This window comes from Paenibacillus xerothermodurans, from assembly GCF_002220865.2.
GTDB classification, from domain to species: domain Bacteria; phylum Bacillota; class Bacilli; order Paenibacillales; family NBRC-103111; genus Paenibacillus_S; species Paenibacillus_S xerothermodurans.
Map to the genome: position 1 here is coordinate 716,300 of NZ_NHRJ02000001.1, position 25,358 is coordinate 741,657.

22 protein-coding genes are annotated in these 25,358 nt (G+C 52.6%); 8 read left to right on the top strand and 14 right to left on the bottom strand.

The features are described 5' to 3' along the window. Window positions 1-156: 156 nt before the first annotated feature. Window positions 157-2,343 carry an alpha-galactosidase gene (locus CBW46_RS03265; RefSeq protein WP_089198562.1) on the bottom strand — a complete coding sequence of 729 codons (2,187 nt, stop codon included), beginning with the start codon at window positions 2,341-2,343 and terminating at the stop codon, window positions 157-159. A gap of 185 nt (window positions 2,344-2,528) precedes the next feature. Between CBW46_RS03265 and CBW46_RS03270 the strand changes: the two genes are divergently transcribed. Beyond that, a complete protein-coding gene (locus CBW46_RS03270; protein ID WP_089198563.1) occupies window positions 2,529-3,539 on the top strand; it encodes a ParB/RepB/Spo0J family partition protein in 1,011 nt (336 codons plus the stop codon). A gap of 282 nt (window positions 3,540-3,821) precedes the next feature. After that, entirely contained in the window at window positions 3,822-4,049 is a 228-nt protein-coding gene (locus CBW46_RS03275) for a hypothetical protein (protein WP_089198564.1), read from the top strand. 79 nt (window positions 4,050-4,128) lie between these two features. Here the strand turns inward: CBW46_RS03275 and CBW46_RS03280 are convergent, their stop codons facing one another. From CBW46_RS03280 to CBW46_RS03300, 5 genes are all read right to left on the bottom strand, one after another. Further along, complete coding sequence (locus CBW46_RS03280; RefSeq protein ID WP_243633140.1) at window positions 4,129-4,953, bottom strand: YihY/virulence factor BrkB family protein; 825 nt, start codon at window positions 4,951-4,953, stop codon at window positions 4,129-4,131. A gap of 255 nt (window positions 4,954-5,208) precedes the next feature. Beyond that, window positions 5,209-5,403 (bottom strand): YbdD/YjiX family protein, encoded by a 195-nt coding sequence (locus CBW46_RS03285; protein ID WP_089198565.1) that lies wholly within the window; start codon window positions 5,401-5,403, stop codon window positions 5,209-5,211. Between the two features lie 5 nt (window positions 5,404-5,408). Further along, window positions 5,409-7,469 carry a carbon starvation CstA family protein gene (locus CBW46_RS03290; protein ID WP_089198566.1) on the bottom strand — a complete coding sequence of 687 codons (2,061 nt, stop codon included), beginning with the start codon at window positions 7,467-7,469 and terminating at the stop codon, window positions 5,409-5,411. Window positions 7,470-7,808: 339 nt separating this feature from the next. Then, a complete protein-coding gene (gene pdaA, locus CBW46_RS03295) occupies window positions 7,809-8,591 on the bottom strand; it encodes a delta-lactam-biosynthetic de-N-acetylase (RefSeq protein ID WP_089198680.1) in 783 nt (260 codons plus the stop codon). Between the two features lie 27 nt (window positions 8,592-8,618). After that, window positions 8,619-9,818, bottom strand: a complete 1,200-nt coding sequence (locus CBW46_RS03300; protein ID WP_089198567.1) for a DHH family phosphoesterase — start codon at window positions 9,816-9,818, stop codon at window positions 8,619-8,621. 398 nt (window positions 9,819-10,216) lie between these two features. Between CBW46_RS03300 and CBW46_RS03305 the strand changes: the two genes are divergently transcribed. The 3 genes from CBW46_RS03305 (at window position 10,217) to CBW46_RS03315 (ending at window position 13,052) form a co-directional block, all read left to right on the top strand. Further along, window positions 10,217-11,251, top strand: coding sequence for an ABC transporter substrate-binding protein (locus CBW46_RS03305; RefSeq protein WP_089198568.1), 1,035 nt, complete (start codon window positions 10,217-10,219; stop codon window positions 11,249-11,251). Between the two features lie 71 nt (window positions 11,252-11,322). After that, window positions 11,323-12,258: an ABC transporter permease gene (locus tag CBW46_RS03310; protein ID WP_089198569.1), complete on the top strand. Its 936-nt coding sequence runs from the start codon at window positions 11,323-11,325 to the stop codon at window positions 12,256-12,258. Continuing rightward, the gene (locus tag CBW46_RS03315; RefSeq protein WP_089198570.1) at window positions 12,258-13,052 is read left to right on the top strand and encodes an ABC transporter ATP-binding protein; all 795 of its coding nucleotides are present in this window, start codon (window positions 12,258-12,260) and stop codon (window positions 13,050-13,052) included. The genes CBW46_RS03310 and CBW46_RS03315 overlap by 1 nt, the downstream gene beginning before the upstream one ends. Window positions 13,053-13,119: 67 nt before the next feature. On the opposite strand, the gene CBW46_RS03320 is transcribed toward CBW46_RS03315, so the two are convergent. The 5 genes from CBW46_RS03320 to CBW46_RS03340 are packed head-to-tail and all read right to left on the bottom strand — an operon-like array spanning window position 13,120 to window position 19,075. Beyond that, window positions 13,120-13,878 carry a DeoR/GlpR family DNA-binding transcription regulator gene (locus CBW46_RS03320; RefSeq protein WP_089198571.1) on the bottom strand — a complete coding sequence of 253 codons (759 nt, stop codon included), beginning with the start codon at window positions 13,876-13,878 and terminating at the stop codon, window positions 13,120-13,122. 20 nt (window positions 13,879-13,898) lie between these two features. Next, window positions 13,899-15,371: a rhamnulokinase gene (locus tag CBW46_RS03325; RefSeq protein WP_089198572.1), complete on the bottom strand. Its 1,473-nt coding sequence runs from the start codon at window positions 15,369-15,371 to the stop codon at window positions 13,899-13,901. Further along, the gene (gene rhaI, locus CBW46_RS03330) at window positions 15,368-16,588 is read right to left on the bottom strand and encodes an L-rhamnose isomerase (RefSeq protein ID WP_089198573.1); all 1,221 of its coding nucleotides are present in this window, start codon (window positions 16,586-16,588) and stop codon (window positions 15,368-15,370) included. The genes CBW46_RS03325 and rhaI overlap by 4 nt, the downstream gene beginning before the upstream one ends. Before the next feature lie 29 nt (window positions 16,589-16,617). Beyond that, window positions 16,618-16,989, bottom strand: a complete 372-nt coding sequence (locus CBW46_RS03335; protein ID WP_089198574.1) for a sensory rhodopsin transducer — start codon at window positions 16,987-16,989, stop codon at window positions 16,618-16,620. 16 nt (window positions 16,990-17,005) lie between these two features. Beyond that, a complete protein-coding gene (locus CBW46_RS03340; protein WP_089198575.1) occupies window positions 17,006-19,075 on the bottom strand; it encodes a bifunctional aldolase/short-chain dehydrogenase in 2,070 nt (689 codons plus the stop codon). A 504-nt stretch (window positions 19,076-19,579) separates the two neighbouring features. Between CBW46_RS03340 and CBW46_RS03345 the strand changes: the two genes are divergently transcribed. Beyond that, the gene (locus tag CBW46_RS03345) at window positions 19,580-20,227 is read left to right on the top strand and encodes an SGNH/GDSL hydrolase family protein (RefSeq protein WP_089198576.1); all 648 of its coding nucleotides are present in this window, start codon (window positions 19,580-19,582) and stop codon (window positions 20,225-20,227) included. An 82-nt stretch (window positions 20,228-20,309) separates the two neighbouring features. On the opposite strand, the gene CBW46_RS03350 is transcribed toward CBW46_RS03345, so the two are convergent. Then, window positions 20,310-21,299 carry a nucleoside hydrolase gene (locus CBW46_RS03350; RefSeq protein ID WP_089198577.1) on the bottom strand — a complete coding sequence of 330 codons (990 nt, stop codon included), beginning with the start codon at window positions 21,297-21,299 and terminating at the stop codon, window positions 20,310-20,312. Window positions 21,300-21,605: 306 nt separating this feature from the next. Here CBW46_RS03350 and CBW46_RS03355 point away from each other — a divergent pair, with 306 nt between their 5' ends. Both CBW46_RS03355 and rbsK read left to right on the top strand, forming a co-directional pair. Next, window positions 21,606-22,610, top strand: coding sequence for a LacI family DNA-binding transcriptional regulator (locus tag CBW46_RS03355; protein ID WP_089198681.1), 1,005 nt, complete (start codon window positions 21,606-21,608; stop codon window positions 22,608-22,610). Between the two features lie 2 nt (window positions 22,611-22,612). Then, complete coding sequence (rbsK, locus tag CBW46_RS03360; protein ID WP_089198578.1) at window positions 22,613-23,536, top strand: ribokinase; 924 nt, start codon at window positions 22,613-22,615, stop codon at window positions 23,534-23,536. 236 nt (window positions 23,537-23,772) lie between these two features. Here the strand turns inward: rbsK and CBW46_RS03365 are convergent, their stop codons facing one another. Next, a complete protein-coding gene (locus CBW46_RS03365; protein ID WP_089198579.1) occupies window positions 23,773-24,408 on the bottom strand; it encodes an ABC transporter permease in 636 nt (211 codons plus the stop codon). Window positions 24,409-24,429: 21 nt separating this feature from the next. Next, complete coding sequence (locus CBW46_RS03370) at window positions 24,430-25,353, bottom strand: glycine betaine ABC transporter substrate-binding protein (protein WP_089198580.1); 924 nt, start codon at window positions 25,351-25,353, stop codon at window positions 24,430-24,432. Between the last annotated feature and the right edge of the window lie 5 nt (window positions 25,354-25,358).

Consider the following 25,358-nt stretch of genomic DNA (forward strand, 5'->3'; position numbering starts at 1 on the left):
GCTAAGCAGTATCCGACTGGCTCTCAGAGGCGTAAGCGGGGGGCACAACGTTGCGCGCTCCGAGCCGCGAGTGACACAGAAAAACAAGGCGCCGATTGGCGCCTTGTTGTCGTTTTTATTGAACCGCAGCGGCGGTGTGCGCAGTTCAGCTATCACTCAGTTCACTGTTATCTGTTTGCCCACTTGCGCCACCAGAGCTTTTGCGTCCGTCATCAATGCCTGCTTAGCACTAGCACTGATTTGGATCGGTCTCGGCTCTTGGTGCGCGTGTTCCACAAAATTCATCAAATGCACCTTAGCCTGTTTGTACTTGCCCTGCTCTATTGCTTTCTGTGCTTGTTCAAGCGCGTTTTTCAGTTCATTCACGAGTGCTCCGGAGATATCCCCGCTGTCGATGTAGCGGTCGATCAGTGTGATCATAGATGGGATGCTGGTCTTCACATGGATCGTTACCGTTTGCGCCGCGGTGTTGCCCGCCTCGTCCGTGACCTCTGCCTGCAGCTTATGCACGCCCAGCTTGCCGGCGAAATCCACCGTCGACCCGTTCGCGTACGGCTCACCGTCCAACGTCAGTTTCTGGTTGGCGATGCCTGACAGGGCATCCTGAACTTGAACATCAAATTTAACAAGTTCGCTGTCCTGCAGAACAGCACCGTCAGCGTATACCGCCCCGTTCACCGTAAGCGTAAGCGTTGGCGCCGATTTGTCGATGCGAACCGTATGTTCTTTCGCTTGCTCCACGTTACCGGCCTTGTCCGCGGATCGGTACTGCAGCCGGTTCGTTCCCTCTTGCGTGATGGTGATCGGTCCGGTGTACGCCTGCCAGCTGCCGGCATCGGACAGATTGTACTCGGTCGAGGCGACACCAGATCCGTCGTCCTGTGCCGACAATTTGACCTGGGCATCAGATCTATACCAGCCATGCTGCTCTGTTCCGTCTACTTCAGCCTTTGTCACCGGTGCGACATCGTCAGTGATCTTTAAAAGCCGCACGCCGTGTGGTTCCACATTTTCAGCGTAGGAAGACATGGTCCCAATGGTAGAGTGCGACCACATATCACTCACCGTATAGCTGCCGCTCAATCCCAAATCCTTGGCAAAATCAATCGACCTCTCTTGAGGTGTGTCTTCCCTGTTGAACAATGCAACGATCCAAGTGTTATCGGACAGTTGGCCTTGCCAAATCTGGCTCAGCGGGCTGTTGACGTCCCTGCTCAACGGCTTGCCGACGAACCCTTTTTTGTTCATTTCAAGAATTTCGGGATTTGTGTAAAAAACGTCGTTGTCACCGATATTTGAGTAGCGGTCGCCAATGTTGATACTGCTGCCGGACATAGCCAACAGACTCATGCGCGTCTTCTTCTCCGCATCCGTCCCGCCTGAGCTCATCACGGAATAATCCCCGTCGATGACCACTTTCCCGCGACCTGATAAATCGGAGAACCAAATCAAGCCGTCGAAAAGATTGTAAGCCGGCGGCCAACTGTGATCCTTGACTTTCCCCCTCTCGCGGATGCTTGTGTGCCACCACACGCCGGGATAAGCAGAGTTGGTTCTCCAGTCTTCACTCGCCCGGAGAATATCAGCCGTCAGTACCTCATCCTCCGCATGATTCACATTGTTCGTATTGGCGTAGTACAGAATGATATCATCGCCCGCCGCTTCTCTGATCCAACCATACAGCTGTTTTACAGCTTCATGCCCGTACACGGTTTCATAGTATCTGAGAAAATCTATTTTAATTAAGTCGACTCCAACGCTGATGTAATATTTGATCATGCCTTGCACGTATTCCTTGGAGCCCGGCGCGTCGGGATTGACCATATAGCGGGTTTGATGCATATACTTGTTATTTGGATCCTCGATGACCAGTGATCTGAGAGGAATATCCGTGCCCACTACCTTCAGGCTGTCGTCCTTCACAAGATCCCGGTGCAGCCACGCTGGATTGTAATACATGCCAAGCTTCAAGCCTTTGGAATGGACGTAGTCCGCCCAATATTTCCAATCATGCTCCCAGTTGTTCTTATACGTAGTGATGTAGCCGTCGGCATTGTGCACGGTGGTATCGCCTACCCACCCGTCCACACATATGTACTCGTAGCCATACTGCTTAAAATTGTCTGCGATCCAATCTGTGTTCGCCTTCATGGCAGCTTCAGTGAAGCTGCCGCCGTAGGACGTGGCATGCCATCCCAATATGCCCGATCCTTTTTGTGTGAATTCGGATGGCGTTGCACTTGCTTTGTTTACATCTGCCAACGTGTTTCCTGCAAGCATGACAAAAGACACTGCCGCAACGATCATGCCCTTGCCGAACGCATGATGCTTTTTCCAACTCAAAGCGTATCAACTCCCTCGTTTTTACAATTTTTAAAGCGCTTACACAAATATAATAACAGTCTATGGTAAAAGATTCTATATACCTGATTATCGGCGCTAACATTTGCACCACCCGGTCGGTGTTATATAATAACCTTTAGCCCATCGCGTCGGTCGGCTAGTAATGGAAGATAGGAGAATCTAGGATGGACATTATCGAAATTCGTATTGATTTGATAGATGAAGATACCGCTCAGCCGAGATATCAGTTTGACGAAAACGCCCTTCAGGAATTAATGAAAAGCATAGAAGAGCTCGGCCTGCTCTCGCCTATCAAAGTGCGGCAAACGGATAGCGGCCGCTATAAAATCATATATGGAAACCGGCGGTTCAAAGCATGTAAAACGCTCGGCTTGGGAACGATCCCCTGCATCGTATCCGCCGTGACGGATGAAATGGAAATTTATTTGGAGCAGATAGCGGAGAATTTGACGAGAGAGGGGTTTTCCCCGATCGAAGAAGCGGAGGCGTTCGACAAACTGCTGCATGATCCGAAGTTCAGCAGCTCCACCAAATACCTGTCCAGCAAGCTCGGCAAATCGGAAACATACATAAAAAACAAGTGTGATCTTTTAAAATTTAGCAATGCAGTGAAAAAGCTCATCGTCGGCGGCACGGAGATAAAGAAAGATACACTGACCGAGGATCAGCTCATTCCCATAAAGGATCTGCCGATGGAGCACCGGGATTCGCTTGCCCTAATCATCGCCAGAGACGAGATGCCGGTGAGCGATGTGAAGAAAATCGCGCGTTTGTTCAAAGACAAGGAAATGTCGGACTCCACGAAAGATAAACTCCTATACAAGTCGGGACATGAGCTATTGGAAACCTGGTCCGTTTATCAGCAAAATAAGGCGGAACGGGCTAAGCGAGCTGAGTCTAAGGAAACGACAGCGGGCAGTGCAGCGGCAAAAAACGCCACTTCGCAGGCCAAAGCAACGCCGATCGAGCGCAGGCTGACGCGGCTGCTGGGCTCCTTGCCCGAGTACACTCCATTATCGGCCAAAGATCTGCAAGCTGTGCAGCATCAGAACGATCAATTTCAGGCTGACGTCGCCATGTTAATCGACACTTTGGAAAAGCATCTGAGCGAATGGAAAGGTGTCAGAGAGTCTCTGCAGACGCAGGCTGTCGGCGGAAGCACCGCCGACGACTAACAGGCCTCTGGTTCTGCTCGTGCATGCGCTGCCGAATTGTGGTAGCGGCTGATCTTGCTCGAAGCAGTGCTGCCGATATCTGGCAGGCGGCTGCCCGGCAGCGCACGCACAGCGGACGGGAGGGCAGTGGCCTCGCAGCTCGGCCGGCGGCCCAACACAGATCTGCTGTTGATTCACAGCTGTCGGCAGCGCCATTCATCCCGTGTGTTCGTCCAGCCTGTTTAACTTTGCGCCCTATTGGTTAATTTTGTTTAACCGGGTATTACATAGGAGGCGAATAATATGGCAGGAAACGATTATAAGAACGAAGATCTGGCGACGTCTGTGAAGGAGCACGAGAAGTTTTCACGAAATAAAGGGTCGGATAAGCCGATCGATAAGGTAATCAATGGCTCGATGGCTCCCGATATGGCAGAAATCAAACGTCTCGGTGATGATATGCAAGATATGAAGACCGAGCAGGAGCTGAGTAAACGGGGTATGGTGGACGACCCGAAGCAGAACGACTAACTGAAGTAGTCATGTATGGATGGCGGCAATGATATTGCGCTTCAATTGGGCGCAGTCATTGGCGCCATTTTTTCCACCGTCAAGGAGTTTGTTTCCGCTTGTACAACAGATAAGCTATCGCATTGATTTCCCCGCCGAGAATAATCAGAAAAGCACATACATAAAACCATGTGAGCAGCACCATCACGCCCCCCAGGCTGCCGTACAGTACATTATAATAATTCCAATGCTCGATGTAATAGGAAAAACCGGTGGAAGCGATGTGCCAGCCTAGGGTCGCGGTCACCGCACCCGGGAGGACGTCCTTGCATGTCAGGCAGGCATTGGGCGCGATGAAATAAATGGCGAGAAACACCAGGAATAAAATAATCATATTCAGTAGCCAGCTAAAAGCATCCCACCAATGAACCCGGTCCATCGGTATGTTCAGAGCCTCATGCATCCAGGCGCCGATCGTATGGCTGAACACGCTGAGCAGCAGTGCGGAAAAGAAAACTACCAGCATACCGACTGTGAGCGCCACCGCCAGCAGCCTCGAATGGATAAAACTTTCACGTGCAGGCAGGCCGTATGCTTTATTGACCGCCAGTATGATCGCGTCCATCGCGGCACTGGCGGTCAATAAAGAAGCGAACAGACCGAAAGACAGCGCTCCGCCCCGTTTGGCGTCAAGCACGTAATGCAAATTTTCCTCCATCCCGAGCGGCACGCCCTGTGGAACATATGCTTTCACCAGCTGCAGCACATCCCAAGCCGAGATAGGCAAATAGCCGAGCAAGCTCATTAGAAACATAAGAAACGGAAATAACGAGAACAGAAAATAATAAGCGCATTGCGCAGACAGCCCGAGAGCGTCGTCCTTCTTGAGCTGTTTGATCAATTCTTTGAGAAACGGCAGTATCAAGATTTGTGTCACCTCGGTTCGCTGGCAGCATATGCGAAGCATCGCCCGTGCAGCACAGGGCTTGCTACTAGCTTTGCCCTTTGTATATGTAACTCAAACGTCTTAGACTTCGCAACACTTTATTTCCCGCGCTCATCCTGCCGTTTGTCAGCGCGCGACACTCAAAAAGGAGCGGGTTTTTTCCCGCTCCGTTCCCTTTCACCTATCCGAGCAGCAGCACGCCATCTTGTCGGCCCACAGCACAGGTGCACCATGTCAGCAGCAGCGATTCACCTTGCCGCTCTCATAGCGCTCTTTGAGCGACCATTCATAAAACTCCTTTTCCGTCATCGGCGTGTCGTTCGGATGGTGCTCCTTCTGGTGCCGCAAATATTTGTCATAGTCCGGTATGCTGAATATGACTTTGATTGTCGCCTTCGCTCTTCTGGCAAAGCCTGCTATTGCCGCCATTGTCATCACGCTCCAAAACCAGATTTTACGACCGGCGATTCTTTGAGCGCAATCGGTCGTTTTTGAATGATAATGGTGTACCATACCCGCAGTGAATCGATGATCATCAGAATGACCACGATCCCGAATATAACGGTCAAAATTGCATCAACATAGTTGTTCGTGACGATTTGCTGCATGACATCCATATTTTTTGCCGGGGCGATCACCTGTCCTTGGTCGATGCCCGCCTGATATTTGCCGGCTGCAGCGAAAAATCCAATGCTCGGGTCAGGCGAAAATGCTTTCTGGAAGCCCGCCGTGAGCGTCGTGACCGCCAGAAATGCGAAGGGGATGATGCCCACCCACGCATAACGGGCTTTGCCCATTTTTATGATGATCGTCGTCGCGACGGCCAATGCGATAGCAGCCAGCATTTGATTTGCGATTCCAAACAACGCCCACAGCGAGTTGATACCGCCGAACGGATCCACCGCCCCTTGATACAGGAAGTATCCCCAAGCCGAGCATACCAGCAGCGAAGCGATAAAATTGTATTTGACGTCCTGTGTTTGGGCAAAAGGCTTGTAGAAGTTCCCCACCAAATCCTGGAGCATAAACCGGCCGACACGGGTCCCCGCGTCAACAGCGGTCAGAATGAACACAGCTTCAAACAGTATCGCAAAATGATACCAGAATGCCTTGGCCCCGCTCAAAAACGCGCTAAAAATCTCAGCCATGCCGACGGCAAGCGTCGGGGCGCCGCCGGTTCTGGACAAAATGGTTTTTTCGCCAATTTCTTTTGCGGTAATCGTAATTTGATCCGCTGTCACCGTGAAGCCCCACGATGAAATTTTGGCTGCCGCAGCCGCTGCGTCTGCACCGATAACGGCCGGAGAAGAGTTCATGGCAAAATAAATCCCTGGCTCCAAGGCACACGCTGCAATCAGTGCCATCACGGCAACCATCGATTCTGCGGCCATACCGGCGTAACCGATAAACGGAGCGTGGCTTTCGCGTTCGATCAGTTTCGGGGTAGTGCCTGACGAAATCAGAGCATGGAAGCCAGAGACCGCGCCGCACGCAATTGTAATAAACAGGAACGGGAATACATCGCCCGTAAAAACAGGCCCGGAGCCGTCGATGAAGCGGGTGACCGCTGGCATTTTCAGCTCAGGTAAAAGAATGAGGATGCCGCCGGCCAATAGGATAATCACTCCTATTTTCAGGAAAGAGCTTAAATAGTCCCGCGGCGCTAACAGCACCCACACCGGCAGGACTGAAGCAATCAGCCCATAGACCACCATCATGATGGCAATCTGCGGAGCAGTAAAAGTGAACATTGACGCCAAGGCAGCATTTTCCGCGACATACTGCCCGGCGAACAGGGTGATCATCAGCAGCACAAAACCGATCACTGAACCTTCGATTACCTTGCCGGGACGAATGTAGCGCATATAGAAGCCCATAAATACGGCGATGGGCATTGTCATCGTAATCGTAAACATTCCCCACGGTGACTCAGCCAATGCTTTGACTACGACGAGACCGAGCACGGCGACAATAATAACCAGAATGGCAAGCGTGGCAAGCGAAGCTAGCGTGCCTCCGAAACGGCCTACCTCGTCCTTGGCCATTTGTCCGAGCGACTTGCCGTCCCTTCGCATAGAGCCTATCAGCGTAACAAAATCCTGGACACAACCGGCGAGCACCGCGCCGATAATGATCCATAAAATGCTGGGCAGGTAACCCATTTGCGCCGCGAGAATAGGGCCCACCAGCGGACCGGCTCCGGCGATCGCCGCGAAGTGATGCCCAAACAACACATATTTGTTAGTTGGAACATAATCTTTGGAATCATTATGTATTTGCGCCGGCGTGGCCCTGCTGTCATCCAGTTCATAGATTTTCCTCGCGATAAACCTGCTGTAGAACCGGTATCCGAAAGCATATGTGCACACTGCGGCCACGATCAGCCATGCCGCCGAAATTTGCTCGCCATTCGACAGCGCTAGCGTCGCGAAGCCAGCCGCCCCCAATATGGCGATAACGGCCCAAACTACGTACGATACAAAGTTATTCTTCATCGTATCACTCCTCCGTCAGCATTGTTCTGATGCACAGCCAAACACAGCGCAGATGTGTGGGAACGCGCTTTTGATAGCGATTACAATAAGTATACACCGATAACTGTGCGGGCGAAACGCTCATTTCCGCGGTGTCAGTTTTATCCCATGGTATGACCTCCCATTAACGATATGTCACCTAATCCGTTTCCCACCTCACCCATTTAAGTATTATTTTTCCACACTTATTAGTGACGCCGCACCGGGATGGATGTTTCGCTGTGAGATGTGTTTTTCATAAAAAAATGCCGCAGCCCGCCCTGTCAGGCGAGTGCAGCATTGGACATTCATGTGTGCTGTTTAACGGTAATGCCTCTTTGTCATCTGATCCAGGCTTTTGAATGCATATCCCTGCGCACGGGCCTCGTCGATGATTCTGGCCAACGCGTCCGCGTTGTCGCTCGAGACGGAATGGAGCAGGATGACCGCACCGGGGTGCAGCTGCCCCATTACTTTTCGGAAGGCGTGGTCGGGGCCCTTCTGCTGTTTCGTATCCCAATCCTTGTACGCTACCGACCAGAACACATTGGTGTAACCGAGCTGTCGGCTATAAGCTAACATAGAATCGCTGAAGATTCCCCTGGGAGGCCGCATGTACGCCATCGTTTGTTGGCCGGTCACGTTCGCCACTTCTTGTTTGACTTTGTCCAGCTCTTCCTTCATGCGGCTTTCCGAAATCTGTGTCATATCCGGATGGTGCCAGGAATGATTGCCGACCAGGTGGCCCTCCTCCACCATGCGTTTGAGCAGATCAGGCCTCTCCTTGACATAATGGCCCGTGACGAAGAACGCGGCCGGCACCTTTTTATCCTTTAACACATCCAGAATTTTAGCGGTATAGCCGTTCTCATAGCCGTTGTCGAAAGTAAGGTACAGCTCTTTTTGTTCTGTGTCTCCGAGAAAAATAGCGTGATGCCGCTCAAGCATGGACATGAAACCTTCCTGCGCGATAGACGGCAGTTCACCCCCCTTGCTCTTTTTGAATCCGAAATGATAAGGTCCAGCAGTCTGGGCATACGCGGGGATGCATACCAACAGTGCAAGAAGCATCAGCCATGCGGTGGATTTCCATACACGCTTCATCATATTCCTCACTCCCTTTTGTTTAGGTCACGCCAACACCAGCGACCTTCTTCTGCTTTCCACCAAATGTTCCATCAAATAACTGACGTACACTTCATCCTTCGCCAGCCATGCGGCAAACTCTCTTTTTACAAAGCGCTCCGCGTCCTCAAAGGTGATAAAATGATCTGCCAGTTCGTGACCGTCCACTTGCACCTCCCAGCCCTCTCCGGCCATGAAGATGAAAATCTCCTGCTGCTTCCTGTTCTCATAGAGAGAGCCATAGATGGAATGCTTAAGGTTATACCTGTTTTTATGCGCATCCACGCGGATAGGCTCCATTGGAAATGTTTTCGCCACAAACAACGTGTATGCCTCCTCTGTCATCGGGCAGCCGGCAGCCTTGGCATGGCCTCCTCCGCCAAAATGGGCGGCTATTTCGGACACGTCCACTGCCTCATGAATCGTACGGAGACTGATTTTTTTACCGCCTACGTTTAATATTGCGATATAGTCTAGGTGCGGGAATTCTTTGCCGAGCTCATTGCCGAGCTCCGAATGGTAATTCTCGGCATGAACCACGCCCGCGCAATGGCTGTGAATGTTACTTTGGACGATCTCCCGCTTTTTCCTGCGCACGTAGCGTTCTATTTTTTCCTCTTCCATGTCCAGTATTTTCTCTTCAAACTCATCAAACGAGAACTGCGTCTCATGCTGCAGCCGTTCGACCATTTTTTCCTCAAACTCCTCAATCGACACCATGTAGAACAGATCGTTCAATCGTTTCGCCCGCAGCTCGTCGTGCCGCTCCCATTCCCATGTGTCGTACTGCCGAACCAGCTCGACGAACTCATCCAACGCGGGGGTGGTCGTTAACCAGCCGTGCTTGGTGAGGTGCTCGTAGAACAGCGATGTCGCCGACGCCAGCCTTCCATCATCATGCTCGACCTGCACGCTCCCCCAAGTGTGCTCATTCAGGTGGAGAGCCGTCTTGTGATGATCGATCAAATTGATTTTCCCGCCGCAGCCTGCAAACTCGTCAAGACCTTGCGCATTAGCTTCGTCAACGGATAAATCGGTGATGAACAAGTGGCGTTTTTTGTTCGCTTTCTCTAAAAATCGTTCCACCTGTATGTTGAGGCTGCCGACTGAGTTGTAACGGATTTCCACCTTGTCGCCAAACGCGATGCGTGCAGCAATTCCGCAGCCAACACCGTCCAAATCATTGTGCGTATATAACAGAAACATCCTGCGTTGCGCCCCCTGTTCCTTGGTCCCATCGAATTACAAGGATAAAATGCCCGCGGCAGGCGAAATTTATTCGACCGACGCACGCGCTCGTGACGAGCGGAACACGAGTCACACGCGCGCTGCGCAAGCTGTGCCTGCTGTGGGCGCAGCACGTTACTTCACTTTGTGAACGTCGCGCGATACTTCACTTTGAAAATGGAAATAGAATTGTATCATTCTGACAAAGCTCATACCCAGGCGGTGCTGTAAAGCAGGTCGCTTCAACCGGGAAGAGAGCCGTTGCACCGCGTATCTCCTGTCTTTTCTAATTGACGGAATCGGCATACCGAATTAAACTAGGATTAATTGTATTTTCATGCCTGTGTACCTATGTATTAAGAGAGGGGAAATCATTTTTGAAAAAGAGAGCTCTATTATCTCTCGTCGTAACAGCAGCCCTGTTCACGGCAGTCGGATGCGGACAACAAGCGAGCTCCGGCACAGGGACAACCACCGGCGGCTCCCAGTCAGAGCAAAAAGCTTACAAAGTCGCCATCTCGCAATACGTGGAGCATTCTTCGCTCGATGCTACTCGGGAAGGCTTCTTGGCTGCATTAAAGGATGCCGGCATCGCAGAAGGCAGCAACTTGGAAGTTGCGTACAACAACGCACAGCAGGATTCTACTAATAATCTCTCCATTGCGCAAAAGCTCGCTTCTGAAGACAGCGACCTGGTAGTCGGCATTTCTACTTCGTCAGCTCAAGCTTTGGTGCAGCAAGTAAAGGACAAACCTGTCTTGTTCGCAGCAGTGACCGATCCGGTCTCAGCGAAACTCGTCAACAGCCTTGATAAGCCCGGCGGCAACGTAACAGGAGCATCGGATACGAATCCTGAGGCGATCGCGCAGCTGATGGATTTTGTCGCAAGCAACCTGCCGCAGGTGAAAAGTGTAGGCTTGGTGCTGAACGAGGGTGAGCCAAATGCCGTCGTTATGGCTCAGACCGCTGAAGCCGCATTGGCCAAGCATGGCATCAAGCTGGTGAAGGCTCCTGTAACCAATACTTCCGAAGTGAAGCAGGCCGGAGAATCTCTAGTAGGCCGTGTGGACGCATTGTACATTACTTTAGACAATACAGTGGTAAGCGGCGTGGACACACTGCTGCAAATCGCTAAAGAAAAGGATCTCCCCTTCTTCTCAAGCGACCGCGACACGGTAGAAAAAGGCGCGTTCGCGACGGTGGGGTTCAAATACTATGATCACGGTTATCAGGCGGGCCAGATGGCTGTGGACATCCTGAAAAACGGCAAGAAACCTGCAGACATGAAGATCACAATGCCTGATAAACTGGACCTCATTCTCAACTTGAAGGCCGCTGAGGATCAAGGTATTCAAGTGACAGACGCTATGAAGGCTGCTGTCAAGGACCAGGCGAACAACATTATTAAGTAGCACATCAACATTCACAGGGGTGAACGTGCCTTCGTTCACTCCTTTTCTAATTAACAGGAGGTAGACCAAAAATGCTAGATTCATTGAACGGCGCTGTCGAGTCAGGCTTGCTGTACGCGCTTATGGCGCTCGGCGTGTACATCACGTTCCGCATCCTCGACTTTCCCGACCTGACTGTTGACGGGAGCTTCACGTCGGGTGGCGCCATCGCCGCCATCATGCTCACCAACGGGTTTTCCCCTGTGCTGTCGTGCGCCGCTGCATTCGTCGGCGGCGCTGCGGCCGGCGCCTGCACGGGACTGCTGCACACTAAAGGTAAAATAAACGGGCTTCTATCCGGTATCCTCATGATGATTGCGCTGCACTCAATCAACATGCGCATCTTGGACAAGCCCAATGTCTCACTGATCGGAGCAGACACGGTGTTCTCATGGGCGATATTCAACCAATCGATATATATTAATCTGCTCGTTTTGCTCGTCACCATCCTGGTCGTGAAGCTGTTGCTCGACGTATTTTTGCATACCGACTTGGGTATGGCGCTGCGTGCGACCGGCGACAATTCACGTATGATTCGCAGCCTCGGCGCGAATACCGACAACACGGTCATTCTCGGCGTCAGCTTGTCGAACGGCTTGGTGGCGCTGTCCGGCGCACTGATCGCCCAGCAATCCGGTTTCGCCGACATATCCATGGGGATAGGCATGATCGTTATCGGACTTGCGTCCGTCATTATCGGTGAAGCTATTTTCGGAGCCCGCACCGTTTTTCTCGCGACACTCGCGGCCGTGCTCGGCTCCATTGTGTATCGCATCGTTGTAGCACTTGCATTGCGTGTTGATTGGCTTGAAACTTCAGACCTAAAGCTTATTACCGCAGTCATTGTTATCGTGGCGCTGGTTCTGCCGGCCCTCCAACGCACCTTAAAGCAAAAGAGCTTTGCCAAGAGACGTACTGCCGAACTGATAGCTTCGGTCACACACCACAACTCGGGAGGTGACCGCTGATGCTTCAGCTCTCCAACGTATCTAAATTATTCAATCCCGGCACCGCAGATGAGAAAATCGCTCTGGTGGGCATCAATCTTGCAATGAATCCGGGCGATTTTATAACAGTGATAGGCAGTAACGGTGCAGGTAAGTCTACGCTGATGAATATCATTTCCGGCGTGATGACGCCTGATTCCGGACAAGTGCGGATCGACGGGCAAGAAATTCAACATCTGCCGGAATACCGCCGCAGCAAGTGGATCGGCCGCGTGTTCCAAGATCCGATGGCCGGCACGGCGCCACGCATGACCATCGAGGAGAATCTCGCGATGGCATACATGCGCGGGAGGCAGCGGGGCTTGAGCCTGGGCGTAACGGCGTCGAAGCGGGCCTTCTTTCATGAGCAGCTGCAGCGCCTTGGCATCGGCCTCGAGAATCGGCTGAAGGCCAAAGTGGGTCTCTTGTCCGGCGGTGAAAGGCAGGCGCTAAGCCTATTGATGGCTACATTCACCAAACCGGAGATTCTGCTTCTGGATGAACACACAGCTGCACTGGACCCGTCCCGCGCGGAGCTCATCACGAAGCTCACCCAAGAGATCGTACGTGAAATGCAATTGACAACACTGATGGTCACGCACAACATGGAACAAGCGATCCGCCTCGGCAACCGCCTGATCATGATGGACAAAGGCCGCATCATCCTGGATGTGAACGAGGAAAGAAAGAAGGATCTAACGATAGAACAGCTGCTGGGTGAGTTCGAAAAAATCAGCGGCAGTAAACTGGCCGACGACCGGGTTGTACTCGGCTGACAGAATAAAAAGCCTTTTGCGAAAATCAAATCGCAAAAGGCTTTTTTTGTTTCGTTAGATCCGCAGTTTACACCAACGTTAGCGAAATTTCCCGCTCTCTTAGCTGTTCCACAATCTCCGCGGATAGAGCACGATCCGTGATAATCGCATCTACTTCGCCCAGCTCCGTCACCTGCGTAAATGCTCTGACGCCGAACTTGCTTGCGTCGGCGAGCAGGATCACTTGATCCGCAATGTCGATCATTTTCTGCTTCACACGTGACTGCAGCTCGTTCGATTCGCTGATCCCACGGTCCAGATGGACTCCCTTGCATGAGAAAAACAGCTTGTCCACGTGATATGCCTCCAGCGACCGCTCCGCAAGCGGCCCGACAGAGGACAATGACCGTTTGGCAAGCTGGCCCCCGGTGGAAATCACCTCGACCTTCTCCTTGCCGCTCAGCTCTGCCGCCACTTTGATGGAATTGGTCAGCACAGTCAATGGTATGTCGGGTAAATACGAAGCCATGTACCAAGCAGTCGTGCTTGCATCGAGTATAATGCGGTCGTACGGCTCGATTCGTTTGACCGCTTCCTGCGCGATGCGTTTCTTCTCTTCCGAGCGGATGATTTCCCGTTCGAAATACGGGATTTCCGATTGCGGCTCCTTCACGCTAACCGCTCCGCCATGCGAACGCTTGAGACGCCCGGCCGATTCCAGCCGGTCCAAATCTCTCCGGATTGTCTCCTCCGTCACCTCGCACAATTCACTTAATTCGGAAACCCGAATGCTGCCTCTTTCGTTGACCAGCCGGACAATTTTTTCGTATCTCTCCGCTACCAGCATGAAAACCATCTCTCCAATCTTTATTGCCACAGCCCCGTGACTTGCAAGAATCTCCCGTAGGCCTGCTCCCAGGCCTCACGCTGTTCCGGTTCGTACACCGCCACTGGGAACGATTCTCGTATGACCTTCCGGGCTTCCCAAATGTCGGCGAACATCCCCTGAGCTATCCACTGTACCACCAGGTTGCCGATGGCACTCCCTTCCGCGGGGCCCGCCCAGATGGGCTTGCCGATAGCGTTCGCCGACCATTGGCACAGCAGCGCATTCTGTATGCCGCCGCCCACCATATGAAGTTTGTCGAACCGCTGTCCTGATAGGCCCTCGGTCATCTCAAATACATATCGGTATTTTAACGCCAGGCTCTCCAAAATACAACGGACCACCTCTCCCGGTTGGTCGGGCAGCGGCTGTCCTGTCCGGCCGCAATACTGCCTGATTCGTTCCCGCATGTCACCGGCATGCAGAAACAGCGGATCATCAGGATCGATGAACGCACCAAATGCCGGGGCTTGCTCTGCCAAGTGAATCAGATGCGCATAAGAGTAATTGAATCCTGCCCTGTCCCATTCCCGTTTCGTCTCCTGTAAAAGCCAAAGACCCATAATATTTTTAAGCAGCCGGTAGGTCCGTCCCACTCCGCCTTCATTCGTAAAATTGTATTGCAGCGCCAGGTCATTGATAACCGGGTGATCCACTTCCGTCCCCATGAGAGACCATGTTCCGCAGCTCAGATAGGCGAACGGTCTTTTAACCGCCGGTACAGCCGCCACAGCGGACCCTGTGTCGTGCTCCGCGGCCGCAATCACCGGGATCGAAGCGATCCCAAGTTCCGTGCCCACGGAAGAGAGCAGCTGCCCGGCCTGTGCGCCGGGTTCCACAATTCGACCAAACCAGGACGATGGGACGCCTATGCGGGAGATCAACTCGTGATCCCAGCCGCGTGCCGTGGGATTATATAATTGCGTCGTTGTCGCATTAGAAAACTCATTCAATTTTTCACCGGTTAAAAAGTAGCGCAGTAAATCCGGAATCATCAAAAAATGTTCCGCATGCCGCACAATCGGGGAATCTGCCTCGCACAATGCCGCCAATTGATAGATCGTGTTAAACGGCAGAAATTGAATGCCGGTGCGCTGAAAAATCTCTTCCCGGGGAATCCGGCTGCACAGCTTAGACATTGTTCCATCCGTATGCCGATCCCGGTAGTGGTATGGATTGCCTAACAGCTCACCGTGCTTGCCCAACAAGCCGAAGTCGACAGCCCACGAATCGATAGCTACGCTGCGCAGGGTATCCCCTTGTCGGGCTGCTTTTAGCAGTCCCTGCTTGATTTCATGGTACAGCCGAAGAATATCCCAATACATTCGCTCGCCTACAGTGACAGGATCATTGGAGAAACGGTGAATTTCCTCTACCGCAATGGCCCGGTCGGACAACCGGCCGAGCATCGCCCTGCCGCTGCTCGCCCCCAAGTCGAATGCGAGAATGCTCACCAGCTCGCACCGCCCTTACCTCTCGCCAGGATGTCCTTACCATAGCTGCTGTCCAGATATGCTTTCATCGGATCCACCGGCAGTCCCTGCTCCTCACGCACAGCATGGAGCAGCGGCGTGACATCGAACTCAAAAGCACGGCGCACGGCGTCTTCCGCACCCAATACGTCGCCCCTGCTCTGTGCTTGTTCCACCTGCGTATGGTCAATCAGCAGCGCCTTAGCGTATTGGGTTTGCACGTTCAGAACAGATCGGATCATCGCCGGTATTTTCTGCTCTATATTGTGCGACTGGTCGATCATGTAAGCAATGTTGTCCACGGTGCGGCGAATATTCTCATCAGGATCAGCGCCCGCGTTCAGAATTTGGTAAAAGATAAGGAAAAGTTCATATGGATTAATCGCGCCAACGATTAAATCGTCATCGGCGTATTTACGGCTATTGAAATGGAACCCGCCCAGACGCTGCTCATCAATCAGATAAGCCACTATGTGTTCAATGTTCGTCCCTTGCGCGTGGTGGCCGGTGTCAACCAACACTTGAGCTTGAGGGCCGAGCTTGAGTGCGTAGTTGTACGCCATGCCCCAATCCGCCAGATCCGTATGATAGAAACCAGGCTCGAAAAATTTGTACTCGATGAGCATGCGCATCTCAGGCGTCATAGCCTTATACATTTCGGCAAGCGCTTCCAACATCCACGCCTTTCGTCTGCGAATGTCCCCTTGTCCTGGATAATTGGTACCGTCGGCGAACCAGAGGCTGAGATCACGGGATCGGGTCTCCTTGGCGATGTCCACGCATTCCAACAGGTGATCGGCTGCTTTGCGGCGGATAGCCGGGTCTGCATTGGTCACGCTGCCGAGCATGTATTCTTCCTCCTGGAACAGATTCGGATTCACCGCCCCGATCGACAGGCCCAAGCTCTCTGCATGGCTTCGAAGCTTGCCATAATCATCGACCTTATCCCAAGGAATGTGGATGGCGACGGAAGGGCACAATCCGGTCACGCGGTGTACCTGGGCTGCATCCTCGAATTTTTCGTAAGGGTCTCGCGGGACGCCGACCTTTTGGAACACTTTGAACCTGGTGCCGGAGTCGCCGTAGCCCCAAGAAGGTGTTTCAATTTTCAACGCTTTGAGCTTTGTTTTCACCTGATTCAAGTCGATCCCTCTGGCCTGCTGCTGTTCTTCGAACAATGCGTAAGCACGATCTGTCATAGTGGACAACCTCCCTCTCGCGGATCCTTTTATTTAATCGGATAAGCCATAACGGACATGAGCGCGTTCGCCGCTTGTGTCGCATCCAAACGGCTGTACTGCACGATAACCGGAATGCTGCTTTCCAGTTCTATCGCATAAGGCACGCCCACCGGTATCGGCATTCCGTCCTTGCGGAGCGTAGCCGTGCGGATGTGTATTGTCCGCCTCGCCGGGACCGTGTATGCGATGTTCTCCATCGGCTCTCGATCCTCGAAGAAAATATGCAAGCTGAGCCGTGCTTCCCCGGAGGATGTGTTGAGAACGCAGATTGACTCATGGCTGGTCAGTTCTCCCGAGCTTTTCTCAGGGATGTATCCGTCCGGAATAACCCAATGTGTTTCACCTTTGGCGACGTGCATGGAAATATCCTCCTTTTTAACGTGTGAATGCTGCGGGGACCCCGCCGTCGATCGTCAGCATGCATCCGGTCGTTTTCTCGGATCTAGATGAAGCAAAAAAGGCGATGCCTTCTGCAATATCTTTTGGAAAAATGTTGACAAGCAGCGTAGTGCGCTTGCGGTAATACTCTTCCAGCTGGTCCGGCTCAATACCATACGCGGCTGCGCGCTCGTTGCGCCAGCTGGAGTTCCAGATCGCGGAGCCCTGCAGGATCGCGTCCGGCAGCACCGTGTTGACCCGAATGCCGAACTCGCCTCCTTCGGCCGCAATACATCTTGCCAAATGAGCCTCCAGCGCCTTGGCTGAGCTGTAGGCAGATGCATTCTTGCCCGCGTAAATAGAGTTTTTGGAGGCGATGAATACCATACTCCCGCCCACGCCCTGTTCCTTCATCAGCTTGAAGCCCTCACGGGCCACGAGAAAATAGCCGGTCCCGAGGACATTCATGTTCAGGTTCCACTCTTTCAAACTCGTTTCAGCGAACGGACTCGACGTAGCCAACCCCGCATTATTCACCAAAATGTCCAGTCCTCCGTAGGTCAGCGCCGTGACCTCGTATGCGGCTATCACTGCCTCTTCCTGCGTCACGTCCATCTTGACTGCGGTCGCTCGGTTCTCGCCATATTTCTCATTGATCTGTGCAGCTACCGCTTCAGCCCCATCCTGGTTCAGATCGGCCAACACCACATGCGCCCCTTCCGCAGCGAGGCGGCGGGCTGTTTCGCTCCCGATACCTCCGGCGCCGCCGGTGATAAAAGCCACCTTGCGGGAAAATTCTGCTTCCGGAGGAGCAAGTGTCAGCTTATACAGCTCCAGCGGCCAGTATTCCACGTTATAGGATTCGTTCTCACTGAGCGATACGAACTGCCCAAGCGCCGATGCCCCTCTGATCACGGCGATAGCCCGGTGATAGAGCGCGCCGCTTACTTTGGCCATGGCCCAGCTTTTTCCGGTGTTGATCATGCCTACGCCCGGAATGAGAATCACCCGCGGCGCCGCTTCAAACATAACGTCACCGTCATGCTTGTTGCGCTCAAAGTAGGCCTTGTATTGCTCCTTGTAAGCCGCGATGCCCTCCTTAAGCTTCGTCTTCAGCCCCTCCACGTCAGCTGCGTCCGGCGTCCAATCGACGAATAGCGGTACGACTTTGGTGTGGACCAAATGGTCCGGACACGCCGCTCCAACCTGAGACAGCTCGGCAGAATCTGTCCCGCCCACGTACTGCAAAGTATCGTTATCATCGTCGAAGGTGAGTATCATCCGCTTGGCATCGCTTACAGAACCGCGAACGGTCGGCATGACTTGCGCTGCAATACGACGGCGGACATCCGGAGCAAGCGGCTTATGCTTGATACCGCCAAACAGCTTCGCCTCTTGAACACGGGCTTCAATGTAACTTTCCGCCTCGTTGATGATGGCGATTGTTTTGGCGTAGCACTCTTCGGACGTCTCACCCCAGGTGACGAGACCGTGTTTTTCCATGAGTACAAGCTCCGCTTTTGGATTGGCGAAAACGCCTTCAGCGATCATCTTGGATAAAGTAAAGCCCGGCCGCACGTAAGGCACCCACACGAACCGCTCGCCGAAAATTTCTTCCGCGCAGGCCCGGCCGTTATCCGCACAGCATAAGCTTATGATCGCGTCCGGATGCGTATGATCCACATGTTTGAATGGCAGAAAAGCGTGAAGCAGCGTTTCTATCGAAGCGCGCGGATGCTTGGCGTTGGTCATGCAATTTGCCAAGTAAGCGACCATATCCTCGTCGGACATCTCGCTTCTGTCGAACAGAGGCCTGATGTCGTCCATACGAAGGCCTGTGAAATTACCCGCTCCCATCGTCGCCAAGTCTGAGCCGCTGCCCTTCACATACATCACTTCCACATCGCGTCCGCGAAAATCCTTGACCGCCATTTTGCTTGATGTGTTGCCTCCGCCCCAGTTGCAGACACGGCGGTCCGCTCCGATCAGGTTCGAACGGAAAACAAGCTCGTCGAGTCCGCTGCGCAGCTGCGACGCCCTCTCCTCATCCCACAAACTTTGTACCATAATGTACCTCCGCATGAATGCTTTTATTGTTTTGTTTTTGAATGTTTTTATTTTATCACGAACATTTTTGTTTGTATATAAAAACAATAACAAACGGATATATGGCTGCGAGCACAAGCATGTCGTCTAAGCTTTCTATCTTGCGAATATATGCAGCGGCCTAGTGACCAATGTCGGAAGACAACTTTCTGACTCCAATACTCTGTTCATTGAGGAATATTAAACGACCGAACTTCGTCATATTGTCGGGTTATCCAAAATTCACTGGAGGGCCTTTTTTTCTCGTCATACCTTAGATGCAGCATCATGCCAACAGGGAAAAAAGTACACATTGCGCACCGGAAAATTTTGGTTCATACTGGAAGCGGTCACCGTTTGTTCCGCTCAATTAATACATGTGCAGCGGCGGTACGATGTTGGATACTCGTCGAAAGCCAAGCGGCGTATCAAGCGGCGTACCTCACGCGTGCACGAGCCTGTATGGAAAGGATGAGGTGAAATCAGATGCTGTTCGGGAAAAATGATAAAATTGTGATGATAGGCGATTCTATCACCGACTGTGAGAGAAAAAGACCCATCGGTGAGGGCAAAGATGATGCATTGGGCAGAGGATATGTTTCTTTGGTTCACGCGCTACTGCAGGCCCGCCATCCGGAGTTGGGCGTGAGAGTAGTCAACATGGGAATCAGCGGTAACACGACCCGGCATTTGAAAGAGCGTTGGGAAACGGACGTGGTGCAGCTGCAGCCGGATTGGATTTCCATTATGATCGGCATCAACGATGTGTGGCGACAGTTTGACCGGCCGACGATTATGGAGGAACACGTATATTTCGAGGAATATCGCGCCAACTTGGAAGATTTGGTGAGAAGGGCGGTATCCGGCTCGAAAGGCGTTATACTGATGACTCCCTATTATCTGGAGCCGAATACCGATGACGCTATGCGCCGAATGATGGATAAGTATAGCAGCGCGGTGAGTGAGCTTGCGACGCAGTACGGTACACTGTTCGTTGATACTCAAGTAGCGTTCGCTCCACTACTCGAGCACATGTACCCCGCGGCGTTGGCGTGGGACCGGGTGCACCCGAACATGACGGGACATATGGCGATTGCCTGGGCATTTTTGAATGCAGTCGAGTTTTCTTGGTGACCTGGCGGAAAGCACACCCGTGCGCGCAGAAAAAAGCGCTGGTATCCGCTCCGGATTCAGCGCTTTTTCACAATGTGCCCTCCTACGCCAGATTGCTTTGGCAAATGCGGCTTGTGAAATGCTCCGTGAATCGCTCATGATCCACATCAATGGCAACGTTCATGTTAAACGGCAGCTTCTTAGGTATCGTGCGGAGGATATCGTTTCGAATGAGCAAGTCGCGCGGTACCAGCGTCTGGGAAAACTCGAGTGCGACATGCAGACGGGTTTCTGTGATGAAGGATCTGTCGAAAGCAACGGCGATCGTTAACGGGTCATGCAGCCACAGACCGGTGTGCTCGGTAGGGATGCCGACGCTTAGGTAAATTTGTTTCTCCTGCGGCGGCCACACCGCCAAAATGTCGCTAACCAGCCGAGCAATTGGCGTGTCCGTAGTGTTGATCCGATGCACCTGAGCAGGAGTAAGCGGCACTTTCAACGTGACGTCGATTGGCACCAGAGTAATGTTCATGCCGGAATCGAACACAATTTTTGCTGCTTTCGTGTCGTTGTTCAGGTTATATTCCTCGATTGGAGAACGGGTCACGCCCTTTTCATCCACAATAGGGACGATAACACCGCCCATAATGATCAATTCTTTTACTTTGCCCACGATTTTGGGTTCCTTAATAATGGCAGCAGCCACATTGGACACCGCACCAAGAGTGATCAGCGTCACTTCGTTAGGGTATTTCAGCACTTGTTCGATGATCATATCAACGGCATGGGTATCGCTCGCTTGAAGTGTCTCGTCCTGCATGTCCTCTTCCGTTAAAATGTTTTCGCCTTCGAAGCCGAACATGAGGGCGTATTCATCCATGGGCTGCCCCACGCCGCGGCATACGGGAATATCTTCACGCCCAGCTACCCGCAAGATCTTTTTCGCGATCCGCGCGCGCAAATCCACATCACCGTAGCACGTGGTCACCGCCAGCACATCCACTTCCGGGCTTTGCACTCCGTATAAAACAGCGAAAGCGTCATCATAGTAAGTGCCGATGTCTGTGTCGATAATAATTTTTTGCTTACCCATCACGATAATTCCTCCGTTTTCTAAAATAAAATTTAGTACTGCGAAGACTGGTGCATGGTAACGGTACCATATTTATAATGTAGTATACGCTTACATCCCTGTCAAATCATTTTTTTATAGATGATATTGCCTGATGGTAACGGTACCATATTGCTCTTTACAAGCCATCACCGGCATGCTATGTTAGCTGTGTGCGCAGGCGCTTCCCGCCCGGTGTTTGTTATCCGAATGGATGTGACCGGGTACGATACATACTACATAATAAAGCGCTTTTATGATTATTACCAAATGAGGATGAACTTTGCAATGGCCACGATTAGGGATGTCGCGAAGCTCGCGGATGTATCCGTGTCTACAGTTTCCCGAGTGCTGAACCAGACCGGTTACGTGAACGAAGAAACAAAAAAAAAGGTCAACCGGGCGATCCAACAGTTAAACTACAAACCCAGCCAAATCGCACGAGGCATGGTGAGCGGCAAAACAAACACGCTGGGACTGATTGTGCCGGACATCCGCAACCTATTTTTCCCCGAGCTGGCGCGAGCTATCGAAGACTTCGCACAAAAAATGGGGTACAGCGTCATCATTTGCAATTCGGACAACGATCGTGCGAAGGAAGACGCGTATTTTCAGCTGCTGCAGGAAAAGCACATCGATGGAGTTATATTGGCCAGTGAGGTGTCGCAGAGCCACATTCAGACGCTGCAAGAGCGGGGAATCGCGTTTTTGGTGATTGATGCTATCGTCCACTCCCCGCCTGTCTTATCTGTGCACACCGACCACATCCACGGCGCATATCTGGCCGCCGCTCATTTGATTGATCAGGGCTATCGGAAAATCGGCCATTTACGAGGGCCATTCACAAGCTCGACCGCCAACGACCGGTTCGAAGGATACTGCCTCGCGCTGCGTAAGGCCGGCATAGCCTATGACAGTAATCTAGTGCAAATCGGTGACTATCAAATTAAGAGCGGCCATGAAGCTATGGCTAAGCTGCTCGTTATGCGGGAGCCGCCGGAAGCCGTATTTGCAGCCAACGATCTGATGGCTCTGGGCGCTATGGAAGCCGTGGCGGAGCACGGTTTAAAAATTCCGGATGATGTTGCGATAGTCGGCTTCGACGGCTTGCCTTTCGCCGCCATCGCGACCCCTAAGCTCACTACCGTACAGCAGCCCATATATGAGATCGGCACCATCGCCGCTCAAATGCTGATAGAATCGATCCGTGAGCCACAAAAAGAAAAGCTTAGCGTAGTGCTGCAGCCGAGTCTCGTTATCCGTGATTCCAGTGTTAGGAAGGGAGGAAAATGAAAATGAAAATGAAAGCCAACATTGTCGTGGTGGGTAGTATCAACCAGGACATTGTCGTGAGATCCCCGAAGCTTCCCGTCAAAGGAGAAACCGTGCTTGGGGAGGATTACTTCATGGTGCCCGGAGGTAAAGGAGCCAACCAAGCTGTCGCTGCGAGCCGTTTGGGTACGAATGTGGCGATGATCGGTTGTTTGGGCAAGGATGTATTCGGTGAGCAGATGCTACAGCATCTGAAGGCTGAGGGCATCGATACCAGCCATATCACCATGCTGGCAGACCATGCCACCGGCATCGCGTTGATCCCTGTTACGAGTTCCGGAGACAACTTTATCGTTGTGTCGCCGGGGGCGAACATGCAGTTGAAGGCAAGCCATATCGAACAAGGCGAAGACGTGATAAAAAACGCACATGCGATGTTAGTGCAGCTGGAAATTCCGCTTGACGCCGTGCGGGCGGCTTTGGCTATAGCAAAAAAACACGATGTGCTGACAATCCTCAATCCCGCCCCGGCCGTGCAGTTGTCCGACGACATCTATGCGTTGACCGATATCATCACGCCGAATGAAACGGAAGGCAATCAGCTCGTGGCGGGTGATGCTGAAAAAGGTTTGGACGCTGATGAAATTATTACGAAGCTCATCGCCATGGGCGTGGGCAATGTGCTCCTGACGCGCGGTGGCGATGGCACAGCCTTCCGTGAGCCGCAGGGAATCCGGGAATTCCCGGCATACAAAGTCGATGTGGTTGACACGACCGCGGCGGGAGACGCCTGCAATGCGGCACTGGCCGTAGCTTTAGCCGAAGAGCGGAGCTTCGGCGAGGCCGTGGCGTTCGCCACAAAAGCCGCTGCGCTCACGGTGACCAAGCGCGGTGCGCAATCCTCTCTGCCTTCTCGCGATGAGGTTGACAGATTCGTGGGAAGCTAATTGCACGCCCCTCATACCAAATGCATCGGCGCAAGCGGCCGCGTTCCAAATAAAAAGGTCCCCGGTGAGGGGACCCTGCTGTGCTCCGAACGATTCCGGCGCCAAGTTATACGCGTGTGCGTTTGAGGCGTTTTGTGTGCGCGTAGGTGCCGCAACACATCAAGCTCTGCCGGCTGTGCTCGTAGGCGCCGCGACACACAAGCTCTGCCGGCTGTGCTCGTAGGCGCCGCGACACATCAAGCTCTGCCGGCTGTGCGCGTACTGCGGCGTAAACGGCTGAGGCCGTAGTCGGCCAGCAGCGCGAGCACCGCGGCTGGGATAGCTCCGGCATATAAGCGCGCCGGATTATCCATGTTAATGCCGGAGTAAATTTCCCGGCCCAAGCCCTGCCCTCCGATGAGAGGCGCGATGGTCGCGACCCCGATCGCTATGACTGCGGCGATCCGGATGCCGGTCAGGATAAACGGCAGCGCGAGCGGCAGCTGTACGCTTACGAGCAGCTGAAGCGGACTCATACCGACTCCGCGTCCCGCCTCCGTGATCGCCGGGTTAACCTGCGTCAAGCCTACATACGTATTCCGGATCACAGGGAGCAGCGAATAGAGAAACAGTCCTATAATGACCGTCCCGTTGCCCAATCCGAACAGTATCATCAGCAGAACCAGCAGCGCCATGCTCGGAAACACTTGGATGATATTAGCAGAGGTTAGAATGACGCCGGCCAGGCGCGGACCGCGCGCGGCCAGCGTCCCTAGAGGCACTCCAACAGCAAAGGCCAACGCCAACCCGGAGACAACCATCAGTATATGCTGGTAGGTCAAAACCAACAGATCCTGCCAGTTCTCCCCGACATATTGCAAAAACAACTCCATCCCTTCATCCCTCCTTGCACTTTATTGCAAAAGTCCGATCTTTGTCAGATATTCCTCCGCAACTCTCTTCTCGTTTCTCTTTTTCACATCGACCTCATAGTTCAAATCTATCATAGTCTGCACGTCAATTTTGCCAACCAATAATTTAACGATTTCATCCAGCTCCGGGTGTTTTTGCAGCGTCTCGTTGCTCAACACCGGTGAAGCGTCATATGGCGGGAAAAACTGTTTGTCATCCTTCAGCGTCTTCAGCTTGTACTCTTTCAAACGGGCGTCCGTGGAATAGGCAAGCACAATGTCCACCTTTTCCGTTGCGACCGCCCCGTACACAAGGGAAACCTCCATCGGCAGCGTCTCGCCGAACTCCATACCATATTGCTGTTTAAAGGCTCCATATCCGTCGCCGCCGCGCTCCAGCCAGGTGGTGTCCACCCCAAGCGTCATATTGCCTGCCTGATCTCGCACATCCGAAATTTTTTCCCAATGATGCTGCTGGGCCAAATCCTCTCGCACGGTGAAAGCGTAGGTGTTCTCGAAGCCCAACGGATCATAGTATTTGGCGTTCAGCAGGTTCTCGAATCCCTTTTGGGCTTGCTCGAACACCTTAGCGCGATCTTTCGTCTGTTCCATCGGAAAATAGTTGTCGAACGCCGTACCGGAATACAGCAGGCCCATGTCGATGTCTTTATTCTGCATAGCGCTCACCACGACGCCTGTTGACGCAAGATCGGGTAAAACGTCCACCTCTAAATCGGTCCTGTCCTCAATTAGCAGCTTATACATTTGCGCTATGATTTTGGGCTCGGAGAATGTCTGCGTCCCAATTAATATTTTGTTGTCACTGCCGCAGCCCGAGAGAATCATGACCAGCATGGCAGTCATCGAGAGCAGCAGCGCCTTTATCTTCCTTGTCTGAGTTGTTGTCTGTGTGTATGTTTTTTTCATTTTGT